Genomic DNA, 17,703 nt, shown 5'->3' with positions numbered 1-17,703 from the left:
AATATTATAATCCGCATTTCAGTTGAGCGTTGCAGTTGGTGCAAGTGTTGCAGCCGCCCATTTCTTCTACTGTCCCTTTGCGGCAGACCGGGCATGTGTTGCCCACTTCAGAGCCGATGGTGACATTCGTAGAACGCAGATCTTGGATGGTATCAATAAGGACGATAGGGCGTTTCCCTTTGACTTCTTCCGGATGGCTTTCTTCAAACGTGTTTTCTTCCGCTTTCAGCGTCAGCACCTGTGAATCACGGCTGCCGTCGACATAAACCGTGCCGCCTTTTGCTCCGCCTTTGTACAAGCGCTCGTAGACGCCTTGTACCTGCTCGACTGTATAGCCACGCGGTGCGTTGACCGTCTTCGAAATAGATGAATCGATCCAGCGCTGGATGATGCACTGCACATCCGCATGGGCTTCAGGAGCCAGGTCCATTGAAGTGACAAATGCTTTCGGCAAGTTTTCTTCATCCGCGTCCGGATTATTTTTCAGATACTCGCGTACGATATCGGCTTTCACTTCGATGAATTTGCCGAGACGTCCGCTGCGGTAGTAAGTAAAGGAATAATAAGGTTCAAGGCCAGTCGATACGCCCACCATTGTACCGGTTGAGCCGGTCGGAGCAACTGTCAGTAAATGCGAGTTGCGGATGCCGTTTTCCAGAATTCCCTGGCGTACTTCTTCCGGCATGCCCTGCATAAAGCCGGTTTCGGTGAATGCTTTCCGGAGTGCCGCCGTTTCTTCGTCGGTGTTGCCGACAAGGAATGGGAAGCTTCCGCGTTCAACTGCCAATTCTGTCGACTGCTCGTATGCTGCCACAGCGATGGCCTTGAAGATTTCATCGACCAATTCGTTGCCTTCAGGCGAACCGTATTCTTTGTCGCAGTAAATGAGAAGATCCGCAAGGCCCATAACCCCAAGTCCGACGCGGCGCTCACCCAGAGCCTGTACACGGTTTTCTTCAAGGAAGTAAGGAGTCGCGTCAATAACATTGTCCTGCATGCGGACACCGACGCGCACTGTTTCTTTTAATGCCTCGAAATCCACTTGCTTAGTTGACGGGTCGGCAAATTGCGCCAAGTTGACTGCTGCCAGGTTACAAACGGAATAAGGCGCCAACGGCTGCTCGCCGCAAGGGTTTGTCGCAACGACTTTTTGGCCGTATGCTTTCGCGTTTGTTTTGTCGTTGGCGTTGTCGATGAAGAAAATGCCGGGTTCTGCAGAATAAGTTGCACAAACATTGATCAAGTTCCAAAGTTCGCGTGCTTTCATCGTACGATAAGTGCGGACTTTATGGCCCATTCTTTCCCATTCGCGCACGTCGCCCACTTCATGCCATTGTTCGTTGTAGATGGCCATCTCTTCTTTCGAATAAGACTCTACAGCCGGGAAGCGCAAATCGAAGTCTGCATCTTCTTCCACCGCTTTCATGAAATCATCCGTCAAGGTCACGGAAATATTGGCGCCTGTCAGGAATTCTTCGTTATGAACGGAATACGTGCCGCCATCGCGCAATTTTGTTTCAGCGTCGCGCATGATTTTCTCGTTGAATCCGCCCATTCCCGGAATCGCCCGGTAGTTCAGGATGCCTTGGTACATGGCTTCTTCCTGTTCGGTCAGCGGCTTGAATTTCAATTTATTGTGCGCAAGCTTTTTGATCGTTTCATCTTCCGAGTTCTCGATCAGGAAACGGAGGATGCGGGGATTCTGCATTTTTGAAATGATGAATTCCGCAATATCCGGATGCCAGTCGGCAAGCATGATCATTTGGGCGCCGCGGCGTGATCCGCCCTGCTCCACCAAGTGAGTCAATTTGGCGATATCGTCCAGCCATGAAACCGATCCGGAAGATTTCCCGTTGACGCCTCGCGCCAGTGTGTTGCGCGGACGCAGCGTCGAGCCGTTCGTTCCGACTCCACCGCCTCGAGACATGATTTCCATCACTTGTTTGCGGTGATCCGAAATCCCTTCGCGCGAATCGGCCACAAATGGCATTACGTAGCAGTTGAAATACGTTACATCGGTATCTGCTCCCGCTCCGTAAAGAACACGGCCTGCCGGAATGAATTTCAATCCGACCAATTGCTGATAGAATTTCTCAAACCATTCCTGGCGTTTTTCCGGAGTCGCTTCAACAGAAGCCAAGCCCGTTGCATTGCGTTTTGCGATTTGCTCGTAATAGACTTCGAGCGGCTTTTCAATGACATCCAACGTACGGTTGACGATGCCGCTTTCCTGTTCGCTTTCTTTGTCAATCGCACTGCGGTAATCTTCTTCAATCCAGATTTTTGCCGTGTTGGCGGCTTTATCGATCGAGACAATATAGCCAAGGCCGCGAGCCGGGAATTTCGGATCTTCTTTGACGGTCAACACGACGAAGTCGCCGGCTTTAAGTGTCTTTTTCTCCGTATCTTTGAATGAATACCGGTCAATCATGACGAGGCGGGATACCCCTTTATGCGTAATTTTCATATCAGGAGTAATCGCATGCACCTGCGGAAACGCTTGGATGTCGATGTTGAGAGAATGTGGATCAAGTGTATATTGAGTTTGTGTAACAGAAACCATTTGACAATTCCTCCTTTGTATTATATGGAGTGAAACACTATATATAGTATTACTACTTTTCCCATGATACTAGATGTTGAAACTCTTTGGAATAACAAAATTTTGCGCTGGAATTTTTTCCAATTGAAAATCCACTAACAGCAAGCTTTTCAATCGGACCCAGAAATCAAAATGAGCCAAAAGACTCCTTAATTCCGAAAATTCCATTCATCATTTCCGTACTTTTTCTCTTCTATGGATTTAATATATGCAAGCTGTTCTTCACTTAATATGTAAGGCGTGAGATTGATGGCCAATGCTTCTTCAAAGCCGGCTTTAAAGGCATCTACGCACTCTTCAATTGTTGCAGGACGTGCTCTGAGCGAATTGATCGCCACCGCTTTTTCAGGAATTTTCCGGCGCATCGCCTCTTCGGATTCCGGACTCGAAAATTTAAACACAGACAGCAATTTTTCAGCATCCAGATCCAATAGGATAGCTCCGTGCTGCAGAATGACTCCCTTTTGCCGGGTCTGTGCGCTTCCCGCTACTTTTTTGCCTTCAACGACCATTTCATACCAGCTTGGCGCGTCAAAACAAACCGCACTTTTCGGCTTCTTTAAATCAGCCCGCTTTTCATCGGTATCCGGCACTGAAAAATAAGCATCCAGCCCCAGGTTCTTGAACCCTTGCAGCAATCCTCCGCTGATTACGCGGTAAGCTTCCGTCACTGTCTCCGGCATTTCGGGATAATCTTCCGATACGATGACGCTGTAGGTCAGTTCATGCTCATGGAGCACTCCCCTTCCCCCGGTCGGACGGCGGACAAAGCCGAGCCCGAGCGCTAAAACCTGCTCCATATCAATTTCTTTTTCCACGCGCTGAAAATAGCCGACCGACAAAGTTGCGGGGTTCCATCCGTAGAACCGGATCACCGGTGGAATTAACCCTTCGCTGTGCCAGTCCAATAACGCTTCATCCATTGCCATATTAAACGCGGGGCTGTTTTGCCCCGAATTTATGAAATACCAATCTTTAAATTTCACAAGATCGCCTCCTAAATCCAATAATTAGTGTAACATTGGCATTGAATAACCGTCACTCCTTCTTTTATAATAAAAGGAGAATAGAAAGGGGCAAGAACATTGGATTTTCTGTATATCATCTTAGGCGTTCTGCTGATAGCGATCATCTTCGGACTGATTTCCTATTTCCGAATTAAAAAAGCTGTCACAAATCTTACACAAGAACAATTTATCGAAGGCTACCGCAAAGCTCAGCTGATTGATGTACGCGAACCGAAAGAGTTTGCCGGCGGGCATATCCTTGGCGCGCGCAACATCCCTCAATCCCAATTGCGCCAGCGCTACAAAGAAATCCGTTCTGACAAACCGGTCTACTTGTATGACCAGAATGGTGCACGCAGCGGACGGGTTGCGTTATTCTTGAAGAAAAAAGGCTATAACCAGCTGTATCAACTGCAAGGCGGTTTCAAGCAATGGACCGGCAAAGTCAAATCCAAATGATGTACCCATAAAGTCTTTCCAAACCGGAAAGACTTTTTTTCTACCCAAACAGGCGATTAACTTCCATAGAAAAGAGGAAAACCATGACAAAACCAACGATTTTATTTCCGCACGACCATGCACTCCGCGAGACTTTGCCGCATTATGCGGATATCGCAGCCGTATCCGGACGCATCTTCTCCCAGCTCAACGAACGTTCAGCGGGTGCCTGGATGCACATCGACATCGCTGAGACGATTACGCAGCTCCACACCTATCTTCTCGATATGATGGAAAACGGCCAGCTAGCCTATGAAACGCTGTCTTATATTTACGAAGCGCGTCCGATGGGCAAAATCGGCAATGTGCCGGACGATCTGCACAGCGGCAATTTGAAAATCCAGGAAACATTTGAAAACCGGCTGATCTACTTTCCGGCCCATGAAGTCGCACTGACGCAATTGCCGTTTTATACAACGGCAGACAACAGCTGGCCGGAATTCCAATGTTACGCCAAATCCATCGACGGCGCGTTCCGCTTTCTTGAAGATTTGAACGAAATGCTGCGCCAGGCCTTGATGAATAATATTACATTCCTGGTCGACACCGAAGAAGGCGTGAAGCGGCGCAATTACGGCGAGATGGCGATCGTCTCACGCGACGATGTCATGCTCGAAGCCAGCGTCAAACAGGACATCTTCCGTTCGATTGACGAGTTTTTCCGCGACGGCGGCCAGTTCTTCAAGGAATACGGCGTGCCGTTCAAGCGCGGCATCCTGTTGTACGGCTCTCCCGGCAACGGCAAGACGACGCTTGTGAAGTCCATCACCGGCTCTACAGATGCGCCGGTCGTCTACTGGCAGATTACGGAGTACACAAACAGCTACACCGTCCAGGAAGTGTTTGGAATCGTCTCGAGGCTCGCTCCGGCCATTCTCGTGATCGAAGACATCGATTCGATGCCGGAATTCACCCGCTCGGTTTTCCTGAACACACTCGACGGCACCCAATCGCGCGAAGGCTTGTTCATTATCGGCACGACCAATTACCCGGAACGAATCGACCCGGCGCTCATCAACCGCGCTGGACGCTTTGACCGGGCTTATGAGATTCCATCGCCTGATAAAAAACTGCGCAAACAGTATTTGCGGAAACTCGACATCAAATCGATTTTCTCGGAAGATGAAATCGATGACATGGCGAAATTGACAAAAGGCTTGTCCATTTCGCAGCTGAACGAGCTGTATATGAGTTCTGCCCTCAATTGGCATTACGACGGCGACTCCGGCTATGCCAAGCGCATACAGGAGCTTCAGAAGCAGAATAAGCGCACCGAGCGCAATGACTGGGAAGATCCGGAATCGACAATCGGTTTTTGATTCCCCGAACAGAAAAAAGCCCGTTTGAAAGGAATAATCTTTCAAACGGGCTTTTGCATGCTATTCGGCTTTCGTGTAGCGCAGAACCGGCTTGCGGGCAGCCTGCGTTTCATCCAAGCGCTTGATTACGGTTGTGTGTGGAGCGTTCTGGACGATTTCCGGATTTTCTTCCACTTCTTTCGCAATCTGGATCATTGCATCGATGAACGCATCAAGCGTTTCTTTCGATTCTGTTTCCGTCGGCTCGATCATCATGCCTTCTTCCACGTTCAACGGGAAGTAGATCGTTGGCGGATGGTAGCCGAAGTCAAGCAGGCGTTTCGCCATATCAAGTGTACGCACGCCCAGTTTTTTCTGGCGGCGTCCGCTCAGCACAAACTCATGTTTGCAGTGGCGGTCATACGGCAAATCGAAATGAGGCGCCAGTTTGCGCATCATGTAGTTGGCGTTCAGTACGGCGTATTCGGTTACCGCTTTTAAGCCGTCCGGCCCCATGGAGCGGATATACGTATAGGCACGGACATTGATGCCGAAGTTGCCGTAGAACGGTTTTACGCGTCCGATTGATTCCGGGCGGTTGTAATCGAAAGTCAAACCTTCTTCGGACTTCACCAATACCGGTTTCGGCAAATATGCAATTAGGTCTTTTTTCACGCCGACAGGGCCTGAACCCGGTCCGCCGCCGCCGTGAGGGCCCGTGAAGGTTTTGTGCAAGTTCAAGTGGACAACATCAAAGCCCATGTCGCCAGGGCGTGCTTTTGACATAACCGCATTCAAGTTGGCACCGTCGTAGTACAATTTGCCGCCCACTTCATGGATGATGGCAGCCATTTCCAAAATCTGCTCTTCAAACAATCCGAGTGTATTCGGGTTGGTCAGCATCAATGCCGCTGTATCTTCCCCGACTACGCGCTTCAAGTCTTCAAGATCCACTAAGCCGTGTTCGTTCGATTTAACCGTTACGGTTTCGAAACCGGCTACTGTAGCCGATGCCGGGTTTGTGCCGTGTGCAGAATCCGGAACGATGACTTTTGTGCGTTTCATATCGCCGCGTGATTCGTGGTAAGCGCGGATCATCATCAATCCTGTCCATTCGCCGTGAGCGCCGGCAGCCGGCTGAAGCGTCACTTCGTCCATGCCGGTGATTTCTTTCAAGTGCTCCTGCAAGTCGAACATCAATGCCATCGCGCCTTGCACAGTCGATTCTTCCTGCAGTGGGTGGATGTTTGCGAATCCAGGGAAACGGGCAACGGTTTCGTTGATTTTCGGATTGTATTTCATTGTGCATGAACCCAATGGATAAAATCCGGAATCGACGCCGTGGTTGCGTTTAGACAAAGCTGTGTAATGGCGCATGATGTCGAGTTCCGATACTTCCGGAAGCTCTGCTGCTTCTTTGCGGATCAAGCCTTCCGGCAGAACATCTTCCAAATCGATTTCCGGAACTTCAAGATCCGGCAGGCTGTAGCCGATGCGGCCTTCTTTCGTCATTTCAAAAATGAGCGGTTGGTTGTCTTTATGCATGAGTAGCCCCCATTTCTTGCACTGCTGCAGCAACTGTCTGCACAAATGCATCGATTTCTTCTTTCGTACGCTGTTCGGTAACCGCAATGAGCATATGCCCTGCCAGTTCATCGTAGCTGCGCCCAAGATCGTATCCGCCGATGATGGCTTTTTCGAGCAAGCTGGCATTGATTTCCTTCACAGGCGCTTTCGTTTTGACAACAATTTCGTTGAAATGAGCGCCGTCAAAGGCGATTTCAAATCCAGCCTGTTTCAGCTGCTGTTTCATATAGTAGGTTTTGGTGATGTTTTGCACCGCCATTTGCTTAGTGCCGACTTTTCCTAGCGCCGTCATTGCAACTGAAGCAGCAAGTGCGTTCAAGGCCTGATTCGAACAAATATTGGAAGTCGCTTTGTCGCGGCGGATATGCTGTTCGCGCGCTTGCAAAGTCAAAACAAAACCGCGGCGCCCGTCTTCATCCGTTGTTTCACCGACTAAACGTCCAGGAACTTTTCTCATCAATTTTTTTGTCACAGCGAAGTATCCGCAATGCGGTCCGCCGAACGCTTCTGCGATTCCAAACGGCTGTGCATCGCCAACCGTAATATCAGCGCCCAGTTTTCCTGGGGGCGTCAATGCGCCGAGCGCCAATGGATTGGCTGATACAACGAACAACGCCCCCGCTTCGTGGATGATCGGTTCAAGCACAGCCAAATCTTCCACTTGGCCAAAGAAGTTCGGGTATTGGATCATGACAGCTGCCACATTGTCATCAATCAAGTTTTTCAATGCTTCAACATCGGTATGGCCGTCTTTCAATGGAATTTCTTCCACTTCAATGGATTGGCCGAGTGCGTAAGAACGCACGACGTCGCGTGATTCCGGATGGACTGCGCGGGACACGAGAATCTTTTTGCGGCGCGTATGTCCGGCAGCCAGCATCCCTGCCTCTGCAAGAGCCGTTCCGCCGTCATACATCGAAGAGTTCGCAAGATCCATGCCGGTTAATTCGCTGATCATCGTCTGGAATTCAAAAATCGCCTGCAATTCGCCTTGTGAAATTTCCGGCTGGTACGGAGTATAAGCCGTATAAAACTCAGAACGTGAAATCACATGGTCCACAATGATCGGTTTGTAATGGTCGTAAACGCCAGCGCCTAGGAATGAAGCGAAACGGTTGGAATCGGCATTTTTCGCCGCCAATTGAGCCAGCTCTTTTGTCAAGGAAGATTCAGATTTTGCCGGTTTGATATTGTATTCGCCTTTAAAACGGACTTTTTCAGGAATATCCGCAAACAATTCGTCGATCGATTGGATTCCGATTGTGTCCAGCATGTCTTTTTCGTCTTGAGACGTCATTGGTAAATAACGATGTTTCATGGAGTGCTGTCCCCTTTTCAAATGAAATTATTTTGATCGTTTGTAGAACGGTGTTTCGACTGTTTTCGCTTTTAGGCGTTTATTGCGGATTTCAATTTCCAGTTCCAATCCCACTTCGGCAAATTCAGTAGACACTAAAGCCAGCCCGATGTTTTTCTTCAAAGTCGGCGACTGGGTACCTGTCGTGACTTCCCCGATTTTTTCACCGTTTGCATAAACCGGATAGCCGTGGCGCGGAATTCCTTTATCGATCATTTCAATGCCGACCAATTTGCGCGGCACGCCGTTTTGTTTTTGTTCAGCAAGCGCCGCTTTTCCGATGAAATCCGATTCTTTCTTCAATTTCACGACAAAGTTGATGCCGGCTTCAAGCGGCGTGATGTCTTTTGACAATTCCTGGCCGTAAAGCGCCAGGCATGCTTCAAAGCGCAACGTGTCCCGTGCCCCTAGACCGCAAGGCAGCACACCGTCTGCCTGCCCTTCTGCAAGAATCTCATCCCAAAGCGCGACTGTCGCTTCCGGGTTTGCGTAAATTTCAAATCCGTCTTCTCCTGTATAACCGGTCCGGGAAACAATGACCGAATGGCTGCCGACTTTCACATCCGTTTTAAAACGGAATGCTTTGATTTCCGACAGGTCTTCATCCGTCAAACGCTGCAAAACGGATTGCGCAAGCGGCCCTTGAAGCGCCAATAGCCCGTACTTGTCCGATTGGTTGTCGAGATTTACATCGCCGGAAACAGCTTGCTGCATCCATTCGAAATCTTTATCGATATTGGAAGCATTGACCACCAGCAAGTAATGGCCGTCGCTGATTTTATAAATCAGCAAATCATCTACTGTACCGCCGTCTTCGTAGCACATTGCCGTGTACTGGGCTTGGCCGTCCTGTATTTTGGAAACATCATTGGTCACCAGGCGCTGCAAAAATTCCAGGCTGCCGGAACCTGTCACCAGGATCTCACCCATATGCGAAACATCAAAAAGGCCCGCTTTTGTTCTTACCGCTTCGTGCTCTTCTTTGATGCTTGAAAATTGGACCGGAAGTTCCCATCCGCCAAAATCAATTGTCTTTCCGCCGTACTTTGCGTATGCCTCAAAAAGAGGGGTACGCTGCAATTGTCCTGTCATTTCGCCCATTCATCTTCCTCCTCGGATAATCAAATTCCACAAAAAAAGGACAGAGATTCCCCTAAAATAGGGAAATCTCTGTCCTGGAACCTGAAAGTTTACCTTTACGGCTTTCCTCTTTGGTAGCTGCAAAGCAGCGTTCTCCAGAGATGCGTCCCGCACGAGTCTTTTTGCCTGAGAGATTCATAACTGTTGTTATTTGCTCCTTCGGCGACGCTTTCGCGTTCTCTCCCCGTGCGCTCATCCGCCCAAATCGAATCATTTGGTCCAAACCGTTATACAGAATAGTATAACTTTGACTATATCCTAACATTGATTAGGCGGAAGCGCAAACAATTTTCTACAGAGCACAAAAAGACGAACAATAAATGAAAAGATACATTTATCATTCGCCTTTTAAACGATTCACTTGAAAAGCGGCATATTGTGTTATTTGCCGCAAGGTGCGGAATTCTGTACGGATGGTAATATGGGCAGCCGCTTTATAATGGCGGTAGCGCGATTTGAACAAAGCTTCGATTTCTTCCCGAGTTGAGTTGCGGACAATCGGCCGGTTCACGTCATTATGGATCCGCCGCCAAATTTCCCGAAAAGGGGCATCCAAAAATAGCACCAAGCCGGTTTCTCGCATAATTTTCCGATTTTCTGCACGAAGCGCTACACCGCCGCCAGTCGAAATGATGCAATTGTCATGGCTGTGGTTTCTTAAAAACTGCGTTTCGAGATTCCGGAAATACTCTTCCCCGTTCTGTTCGAAAATCTCCGGTATCGTTTTGCCTGTCTGGCGGACAATTTCCTTATCCATATCGTAAAAAGGCAGTTTCAGTAAAAAACTGAGCCTTCTGCCCACCGCACTTTTGCCGCAGCCCATAAATCCGACTAAATATATTCTTTTCATCTTTCTACCTAAGACTCCCCTACTGCTCCGGCGTGTTCTGCTTTTCAATTTCCATTAGTAGTTGTATCGTAGCATGTCTATGCATATTTTCCAATCCATCATATGTTTTGTATTGGACAGAATAGACAGATACGCCGTGGGACAGCAGGATGAGCGCCGATAGAAAAAACACCAGTGTTCCCGGATATAACGCGCCCTTACCGGACTTAAGGAGGTGTAACCACATATTCCGCCTCCTCTATTGCACCGTTTGAAAATTCTGCATGGACGGTAAATTTCGGGCCATTCATTCCAAACCGGCAATTTTTGATGCCGGTCAGCATAATCTCATGGCCTTGCTTAAACTTCTGTTTCCTTACTGAATGATCATACAGCTCGATATCGAATTCCACACTTTGTTGAATTGTACGGATTCCCCCTCCATTATTGATGATTTCAATTGACTCGCTTCCTGCCAGATAGCTTTGCAACTCTACGCTGAATAACTGCCATTCCGTATGTTTGGCATGGGTTTCTTTGGAAAATGACACCATAAATCCGAAAAAAAGCACTATAATCGGCAGAAAAATCATCAAAATTGACAGTTCCAGCAGCGAATTCAAGAAGACGAAGCCTTTTTCATCAAGCCTGTTCATTCGATGCATATCGTTTTTTCAGCCTTCTGGTAATTTTCGTAATGCACACAAAGCTGGTCAGCCATTTCCCAACGGTAAACCGTCCCGTTGACTCGCCTTTCCCCGCTCGTGTTTTTGAATCCACGCATTTCCTTCGCGCCTTCATGGAGTGTCTCAACCGCAATCATGCGTTCTTTCTTTAAATGGAGCGACTGCTGCAGCTGCTGCATCACCGGCAGCAAGGTGCCGAATAGCATAAACAGCATCAGCAGGCTAACCATTGTTTCCGCCCAGGAATATCCGTGTTCATTCAGAAAAAACCACCCTTCCTTTTCCCAGATGGATGACCATCGAACGTTCACCCGTACTCGTAGAAAACCACATCGTTCCTGCACTTGTCACAGAACCGTTTGCCGTAAAATAGACGCCGTCGATATTGCTCGCCTTTTGGATGCTGACCGAGGGCGGCAGTTTTCTCGTCGGTAGCAGCTTTCTGAAATTCTGAATCACTTCGTAGGTCCGGTCGCTTTGGCGAAATACTACCATAACCGATGTTTTACTGCGATAAGTTTCACTTTGGGCATAGTAAATGTCCCGCAGCAGCAAATCAAAAAAACGGTCTTCTTGTTGTTCTGTTTCAAAGGTGCGGTACGAAGGGATGGCGATGCCGACCATGGTCATTAAAATCGCCAGCACGAGGAGCATTTCCAGCAAAGTAAAGCCTCCTTGCTTTAAGACGCTCTTGATGTCACGACTCCATCAGTGGAAATCTCCACCGCATCGCCGTTCGGGCAAGTGGTTTCATTGGTTTTCAAATATCCGCCTGACACCAGTTCGGCAATGGTCGGCACTTTTTTCTCATCCATCCGGTAAGATTCCACCTGGCCCTGCACCATGTGCACAAACGCTTTGCAGCCTTTTTCATCGACCGCCGATGTCTGCTTCGTGACGTTCGGGATGGCAATGGCGATCAATACCGTGATAATGAGCATAACGATCAGCATTTCAATCAATGTAAATCCTTTTTGGTTTTTTAATAGACGCATAATTCTCCTCCTCAAATGGTATGGACTAAATTGTACATGGGCAATAAGATCGCCAAATAAGCTCCGACAATGCAGATGGCAATCATGACAAAAAACGACGGCTGGATGATGCGCAGCAATTGGGCGGTGTGCTGTTCAATGCGCTCCATCAGCACTTCGCTGTAGAGAATCAATTCTTTCCCAAGATAACCGGTCATTTCCCCATGCTGGACAAACGAAGCCATATCAGCGGCGAAAAAAGGCTGGCGGCCAAGCGCCGCTGACAGCGGATTGCCTGTCATCACTTCTTCGTGGCAGGACTTTGCCATGAATTGAATGATGGAATGATAAGTCTGGTTTTGGAGCAGGTGAAGCGATTCCTGAAGTGAAATGCCGCTGTGAAGTAAAGTTCCCAACTCTCTTGCCAAAAGATGCGACCAGTACAGCCGCATGAATTTGCGGAGCAGCGGAAATTTCAGAAGCCAAGCGATTTGCCGGTCGACAGACTGCTTTTGGAGCAGCGCCCAGAAAACGGCGAATGTGATTCCGATGACTGCAAAAATACCGATAAACACATCAGGCAAACTCAATAAATATGCCGGCACCCCGCCCGATTCTTCCCCTGACTGCAAAGACTCCATCAATTCGGTTAAATTGGGGACGTAATTCGTGCGGAAAAACAGGAACAGCACCGATGTGAACAGCAGCAGCGACACCGGGTACACCAAAATGTTGCGGAGCTTTTTCTGGACGCCTTCGGTCCGGGCGAAGCTTTTGGCAATGCTTTCGATCGATTCCGCCAGGCGGCCATGGTGCTCCGCGATTTCCACGGGAAATAGCACCTGATCTTTAAAGCCGAGAAACTTCAGAATTTCTGCGGCATTGCCGCCGCCTTTCAGGATGCCTGTCATGCCGGTTAAAGCTTCTTCGGTCTTCGAGGTATGCATCGGCAAGAGCAGCGTCAGCGCCGTTGGCAATAAATAGCCTTCTTTCATCAGGACTGCGAGGCGGCTCAGAAAATGTTCCCGGTCACGGATAGGAATTTGGTTTGATTTCATAGGAAGCTTCAATCGCACCAATTTTCACTCCTTCCCTGATCTGTCCGCCGAAAGACAAATGCTCCGGCAAGGAATAGCTTTTCTGGCCTTTTGCGGATTCCAGCGCTTCATCCAGCCGGTCGCCGTGCAGAATTTCATACAAAGCCCGGTACGACAGTTCAGGGTCTTCCATATCCGGATACACCGGGATAATGCGCTGTGCGGAAACAGCAATCAGCGTTTGTGACATATCCTCAAAGGAAATGCCCAAGTCCCGAAGACGGTGCAGGCACCCGACTGAATGCCGGGCATGGATTGTCGAAAACACCAGGTGTCCGGTCAGCGCCGCGCGCACAGCAATTTGCGCCGTATCAGCATCCCGGATTTCGCCGATCATGATGATATCGGGGTCATGGCGGAGAATTGCTTTTAGCCCGGCTGCATAGCCTAGGCCGGCTTTTTCGTTGACCTGGATTTGCAGGATTGATTGGTTTTTGCGTTCGACTGGATCTTCGAGCGTGATAATATTGCGGTTCAGTTTTTCGCTGCAATGCTTTAAGAGTGAATAAAGCGTCGTCGATTTGCCGCAGCCAGTCGGACCGGTCAATAAAATCAGCCCTTGCGGCGCTTCTGCCAGTTTTTCCAGCAAATGTGCGGAATCCCGGAAAGCGGCAAGCTGATGGATCGATTCTGCAACATTATCTGCCATCACACGGATGACGATGCTTTCTTTTGTCAAAACGGAAGGAAGGGTTGATATTCTGAAATAATAAGGAAGGTCTTGAATGGGAAGGTGAAAGGATCCGGTTTGGGGTTTTCGTTTTTCGCTCATGTCTAATAGGGAAAGATATTTGAAATAGGCTATCATGCGATTGCCCAGATCAAGGGGGAGTTTGGCCACTTGCCGCAGCGATTGGAACGAGCGGTAAGAAACCGTGTAGCAGGTCGGTTCGGGTTTGATGTGGATGTCTGTTGTGCCATTTTCAACCGCATCCTGAAGCAGGTTGGCACATCGGCGTTCAACAATTTCTTGCATAGCCACCTCCTGTTTTGGATTGAACAAAGGCCGCCGCTTTGTACCCTCATAGTATAGCGAGCCTCCTCAAAAAATGGAATACTTTTTCCAAAAATAATTATTTGACCCCCGGTTTTCGGGGCAAATCCCATTTTTGGCATAGGCTTTTTTTGAACGCCTTGTCGGAAAATCGAATCTTTGTTAAGCTTGAAGCAACAATACACGTGTTTGTCACAAAGAAAGACCAACTCGTAGTTTACACACTCGCTCAATTTCCTATATAATAAACAGGAGATTACTGTAGTGTGGCAAAGGAGGGATTACCCATGGACAAAATGTTTAAATTAATGGGATGGTGGACTGGGATTTTTGCAGTTCTTTTTTATGTAGGCGACATGGTAGAAGTATCATTGATAATGGTTGCTAATACCGGCTTTTTTGTACTACTTGGATTCTTAAATATTTCTGAACGCATGTACTTGTATGTTTTTGGAGCTTACTTAACAGTATTTTTCGTCGGCTTCACTTATTACACTACGTTCATCCATATTCCTGGTGCTGGACACTAATCAACAACTTTAGAAAACAAAGAAAAAGCGGCCCTCGTGGCCGCTTTTTTGTTTGCTCGCTACGCTTTCAAAAAAGGGTTGCTCGCTTTTTCATTTTCAGGTGTCGTTTCCGGGCCGTGCCCGGGATAAAGGATCATATGCTCCGGAAGGGTCAGCAAGGATTCACGTATCGATTGCAATAACTTTTTCTCGGATCCGTCGATCAAATCGGTACGGCCGATGCTGCCGCGGAACAAGGTGTCGCCCACAATCGCAAAGCCTTCATCGCCGAATGAAAAAGTGACGCTTCCCGGAGAATGCCCCGGCGTATGGAATAAGTCCATTTTGAACGAACCGATTTCGAGCACATTTTCCTGGTCCAGCAAAACATCGGCTTCTTTCATCCGGTAATCCGGCACCATGCTGTATTTGCCGGAACCGTTTAAATTCGGGCGGCTCAGCCAGTCTTTTTCCACTCGGTGCAAATAAACCGGAATTGCATAGAGTTCCCGCAAGTCGTCGATTGCCCCAATGTGGTCAAAATGTGCGTGGGTTAACAGGATGGCTAGTGGCTTCAATTGTTTGGACTTCAGGAAAGACACAATCTTGCCGCTTTCCTCGCCCGGGTCGAAAATCAGGCATTCTTTTTGGTCATTTGATATGATATAGCAATTTGTCTGGACAGGGCCCAGCTCCATTTGGTTGATTTTCAGCATTTTGTTCACCTCTTTTAAATTATAGCATTCCAACTGTTCAACGGAATGACATTTTTAGCGCTCGACAAACTTAGCCAAATTCTTTACAATAAAAGAGAACGCGACGGCACTGGCTGTTAAAGTTGAAGGGAGTGTCATAGATGAACTTGCTTATGGTTATTTTTGGTCTTATTGCTGTGTTAGCGGCAATTGGCTCTGTGCAAACCATTAAAAACAAACAAATTTTAGGATTTCTTTTTAACTTCGGTACGTTTGTGATTTTCGGTGCTTTCACAGCAGCGACAATCATTTTCCAAGGTTACCCACCAAGCCTGCACTAATCCTTAAAAAACTGATGCTCCCATGCATCAGTTTTTTTCTTTCTGCCCAACAAAAAAAGGTTCCGGAAAATATCCCGGAACCTTTTTTGATTTAGTTTTGCGTATCCTCTTTAAGCTTCTGCTGCTCTTTTTCGAGTTTTTTCAAATCATCCTCTGACAGGATCAATTGGCCGTTCTTTTCATCATAGAACCGCAGAAGGTCTCCGTTGATGATTGACTCGGAATACTCCAGTTCGGTCATTGCAGGCTCGATGGAGGATTCACAGGCCGCTTTGTCCGTCTCTATGCCTGTGTCGATGTCGTAGCAGACATTCCCCGCATAGACATGCTGGCTGGTGATAAAACGGCCATCCCGGAAGATGACAAATTCTTCATGTTCTTCAGAGAACAAATCCCCGCCAAACTGAATGTCTTGTTCAGACTCAACACCCAGCAAATGCATGACAGTCGGCCGGATATCGATTTGCCCTCCGATTTCTTCATCGACATGGCCTTCCCCGTATCCTGGGATATGGACAAAGAAGGGAACTTTCTGCAATTGAGCGGATTCATAAGGCGTGATTTCTTTTCCAAGGTATTGCGCCATCGCTTCGTTGTGGTTTCCAGAAATGCCGTAATGGTCGCCGTACATCACAATGATGGAATTGTCATAAAGCCCCTGTTCTTTCAATTCCTCAAATAGGACTTTAACGGACTCATCCAAATAGCGGGCTGTCTGGAAATAGCGGTTGACGGTTCCCGAATTGGAATCATATTCGTCGATCAATTTGTCTTCCTCATCCAGATAAAAAGGATGATGATTGGTCAACGTGAGCAGACGCGTATAGAAAGGCTGCGGCAAATCGGCCATATGTTCAACCGACTGCTCCATGAATGGGATATCTTTCATTCCCCAGTTGACGGCATCACCTTCGCCGATTGCATAGCTCTCGATGCCAAAAAATTTCTCGATGTTCAATGACTGATACATGATGTCCCGGTTCCAGAAGCTCTTTGTATTGGCGTGCTGGACAGAGGTATGGTAACCCTTGTCGCCTAAGCTTTCCGCCATGGAATTGAAGGTGTTTCCGCTGTGCGTGAAGAAAACCGCTCCGCCGCTTAACGGGTAAAGCGAATTCTCTACCAGGAACTCAGAATCGGAGGTTTTGCCAAGGCCGGTCTGATGGTAGAAGTTTGGGAAGTAAATGGTATCCTCGTCTTCTGTCAAATCACTGAGGAAAGGCGTAATCGGTTCGCCGTTCATTTCTCCATTAATCGTAAACGACTGCAAAGATTCCAGTGTCACGATAATCAAGTTCCGCCCTTCGGCGACGCCAAACATGTCCTCAGACGGATCCGGCTGGTTCGCACGGATGTAGTTGTTCACTTCGACCAGTTCAGAGCCTGTAGCAAGGGCCCGCTGCGCCTGCGACTTTGATTGCACATACATATCGTATAAATGGTAATTGTACATACCGATATTTTTGACAAGCATTTCCCGGTCAAAACCGCGCGTCAACAATTGTGGGCGTTCCGTTTCGGCCAAACCCAAATTAAAAAACAGGACGGCTGCCGAAATTATGAAATACGCTTTTCTCTGGCCAGCAAGATTCAAGTTTGCAGCCGGTCTTGTCCGGATAAACTTAATAGCAAGCAAGATCAGGACGACATCCGTAAAATAGACGAGATCGGTGATAAAAACACTTTCGGAAGCGCTCGATCCCAAGTCTCCGAAATTGTCTGTCTGAAACAGGACCGGCAACGTGATAAAGTCACTGAAAAAGCGGTAAAAGGCAACGTTCGCATATAATATAATAGAAGAAATAAGTGCAATAACGAGTATATAACGGTTTCTGGCTTTGTCATTTTTAAAGAACAACGCGATTCCATAAGCAAACAGCAGCAAGCTTAAAGGGTTAATGAATAAAATGAATTCCTGTAGCGCATTATCTATGGTGATTGAAAAGCTGGTTTTATACGTTAGATAAGTCTTTAACCAGGTAGCTATGATGGCGATTGCAAGAATAGAATGCTTCGGCCATTCCTTCTTCCACATCCTCTGCATCCTCCTTTTAAATTGGGATTTTAACGTATCTTAACATATGCTCGG

19 protein-coding genes and 2 riboswitches are annotated in these 17,703 nt (G+C 47.9%); of the genes, 4 read left to right on the top strand and 15 right to left on the bottom strand.

Going from position 1 to position 17,703, the window contains the following annotated elements; translation table 11 throughout:
- Window positions 1-4: 4 nt before the first annotated feature.
- Together HU147_RS09075 and HU147_RS09070 are read right to left on the bottom strand one after the other, a co-directional pair.
- Window positions 5-2,563 (bottom strand): vitamin B12-dependent ribonucleotide reductase, encoded by a 2,559-nt coding sequence (locus tag HU147_RS09075; RefSeq protein WP_224075928.1) that lies wholly within the window; start codon window positions 2,561-2,563, stop codon window positions 5-7.
- A gap of 188 nt (window positions 2,564-2,751) precedes the next feature.
- Window positions 2,752-3,531, bottom strand: a complete 780-nt coding sequence (locus HU147_RS09070) for a lipoate--protein ligase family protein (RefSeq protein WP_263427803.1) — start codon at window positions 3,529-3,531, stop codon at window positions 2,752-2,754.
- A gap of 156 nt (window positions 3,532-3,687) precedes the next feature.
- Here HU147_RS09070 and HU147_RS09065 point away from each other — a divergent pair, with 156 nt between their 5' ends.
- Together HU147_RS09065 and HU147_RS09060 are read left to right on the top strand one after the other, a co-directional pair.
- Window positions 3,688-4,068 (top strand): rhodanese-like domain-containing protein, encoded by a 381-nt coding sequence (locus HU147_RS09065; RefSeq protein WP_036809291.1) that lies wholly within the window; start codon window positions 3,688-3,690, stop codon window positions 4,066-4,068.
- An 83-nt stretch (window positions 4,069-4,151) separates the two neighbouring features.
- The gene (locus HU147_RS09060; protein ID WP_224075926.1) at window positions 4,152-5,426 is read left to right on the top strand and encodes an AAA family ATPase; all 1,275 of its coding nucleotides are present in this window, start codon (window positions 4,152-4,154) and stop codon (window positions 5,424-5,426) included.
- A 60-nt stretch (window positions 5,427-5,486) separates the two neighbouring features.
- On the opposite strand, the gene gcvPB is transcribed toward HU147_RS09060, so the two are convergent.
- From gcvPB to comGA, 11 genes are all read right to left on the bottom strand, one after another.
- Complete coding sequence (gene gcvPB / locus HU147_RS09055) at window positions 5,487-6,950, bottom strand: aminomethyl-transferring glycine dehydrogenase subunit GcvPB (RefSeq protein ID WP_224075925.1); 1,464 nt, start codon at window positions 6,948-6,950, stop codon at window positions 5,487-5,489.
- Window positions 6,943-8,310, bottom strand: a complete 1,368-nt coding sequence (gene gcvPA, locus HU147_RS09050; RefSeq protein WP_224075924.1) for an aminomethyl-transferring glycine dehydrogenase subunit GcvPA — start codon at window positions 8,308-8,310, stop codon at window positions 6,943-6,945. The genes gcvPB and gcvPA overlap by 8 nt, the downstream gene beginning before the upstream one ends.
- A gap of 27 nt (window positions 8,311-8,337) precedes the next feature.
- Window positions 8,338-9,441 carry a glycine cleavage system aminomethyltransferase GcvT gene (gene gcvT, locus HU147_RS09045; protein ID WP_224075983.1) on the bottom strand — a complete coding sequence of 368 codons (1,104 nt, stop codon included), beginning with the start codon at window positions 9,439-9,441 and terminating at the stop codon, window positions 8,338-8,340.
- A 74-nt stretch (window positions 9,442-9,515) separates the two neighbouring features.
- Window positions 9,516-9,592: riboswitch (glycine riboswitch) on the bottom strand.
- Window position 9,593: 1 nt separating this feature from the next.
- Window positions 9,594-9,685, bottom strand: a riboswitch (glycine riboswitch).
- Window positions 9,686-9,826: 141 nt separating this feature from the next.
- Window positions 9,827-10,339 (bottom strand): shikimate kinase, encoded by a 513-nt coding sequence (locus HU147_RS09040; protein WP_053165566.1) that lies wholly within the window; start codon window positions 10,337-10,339, stop codon window positions 9,827-9,829.
- A gap of 19 nt (window positions 10,340-10,358) precedes the next feature.
- Complete coding sequence (locus HU147_RS09035; protein WP_224075923.1) at window positions 10,359-10,565, bottom strand: hypothetical protein; 207 nt, start codon at window positions 10,563-10,565, stop codon at window positions 10,359-10,361.
- Window positions 10,546-10,974, bottom strand: coding sequence for a competence type IV pilus minor pilin ComGF (gene comGF, locus HU147_RS09030; RefSeq protein WP_224075922.1), 429 nt, complete (start codon window positions 10,972-10,974; stop codon window positions 10,546-10,548). Before comGF ends, HU147_RS09035 begins: the two co-directional genes overlap by 20 nt.
- Window positions 10,971-11,234: a hypothetical protein gene (locus HU147_RS09025; protein WP_224075921.1), complete on the bottom strand. Its 264-nt coding sequence runs from the start codon at window positions 11,232-11,234 to the stop codon at window positions 10,971-10,973. Before HU147_RS09025 ends, comGF begins: the two co-directional genes overlap by 4 nt.
- A gap of 25 nt (window positions 11,235-11,259) precedes the next feature.
- Window positions 11,260-11,700 (bottom strand): competence type IV pilus minor pilin ComGD, encoded by a 441-nt coding sequence (comGD, locus tag HU147_RS09020; protein ID WP_224075982.1) that lies wholly within the window; start codon window positions 11,698-11,700, stop codon window positions 11,260-11,262.
- The gene (gene comGC, locus HU147_RS09015; protein WP_224075920.1) at window positions 11,685-11,999 is read right to left on the bottom strand and encodes a competence type IV pilus major pilin ComGC; all 315 of its coding nucleotides are present in this window, start codon (window positions 11,997-11,999) and stop codon (window positions 11,685-11,687) included. Before comGC ends, comGD begins: the two co-directional genes overlap by 16 nt.
- Window positions 12,000-12,010: 11 nt before the next feature.
- Window positions 12,011-13,036, bottom strand: a complete 1,026-nt coding sequence (comGB, locus tag HU147_RS09010; protein ID WP_224075919.1) for a competence type IV pilus assembly protein ComGB — start codon at window positions 13,034-13,036, stop codon at window positions 12,011-12,013.
- Entirely contained in the window at window positions 13,008-14,051 is a 1,044-nt protein-coding gene (comGA, locus tag HU147_RS09005) for a competence type IV pilus ATPase ComGA (protein ID WP_224075918.1), read from the bottom strand. The genes comGB and comGA overlap by 29 nt, the downstream gene beginning before the upstream one ends.
- A gap of 305 nt (window positions 14,052-14,356) precedes the next feature.
- On the opposite strand from comGA, the gene HU147_RS09000 reads away from it, so the two are divergent.
- Window positions 14,357-14,599, top strand: a complete 243-nt coding sequence (locus HU147_RS09000; protein WP_224075917.1) for a DUF2626 domain-containing protein — start codon at window positions 14,357-14,359, stop codon at window positions 14,597-14,599.
- Between the two features lie 59 nt (window positions 14,600-14,658).
- Here the strand turns inward: HU147_RS09000 and HU147_RS08995 are convergent, their stop codons facing one another.
- On the bottom strand, window positions 14,659-15,294 hold the full coding sequence (locus HU147_RS08995) for an MBL fold metallo-hydrolase (RefSeq protein ID WP_224075916.1): 636 nt from the start codon (window positions 15,292-15,294) through the stop codon (window positions 14,659-14,661).
- A 140-nt stretch (window positions 15,295-15,434) separates the two neighbouring features.
- Here HU147_RS08995 and HU147_RS08990 point away from each other — a divergent pair, with 140 nt between their 5' ends.
- Window positions 15,435-15,614, top strand: a complete 180-nt coding sequence (locus tag HU147_RS08990; protein WP_224075915.1) for a DUF2759 domain-containing protein — start codon at window positions 15,435-15,437, stop codon at window positions 15,612-15,614.
- A gap of 91 nt (window positions 15,615-15,705) precedes the next feature.
- On the opposite strand, the gene HU147_RS08985 is transcribed toward HU147_RS08990, so the two are convergent.
- Window positions 15,706-17,649, bottom strand: coding sequence for an LTA synthase family protein (locus tag HU147_RS08985; protein ID WP_224075914.1), 1,944 nt, complete (start codon window positions 17,647-17,649; stop codon window positions 15,706-15,708).
- Window positions 17,650-17,703: the final 54 nt, after the last annotated feature.

The organism is Planococcus chinensis (genome assembly GCF_020071995.1).
GTDB classification, from domain to species: Bacteria; Bacillota; Bacilli; order Bacillales_A; family Planococcaceae; genus Planococcus; species Planococcus chinensis_A.
The sequence above is the reverse complement of the archived record's forward strand: the minus strand, read 5'-3'. Positions and strand labels throughout refer to the sequence as shown.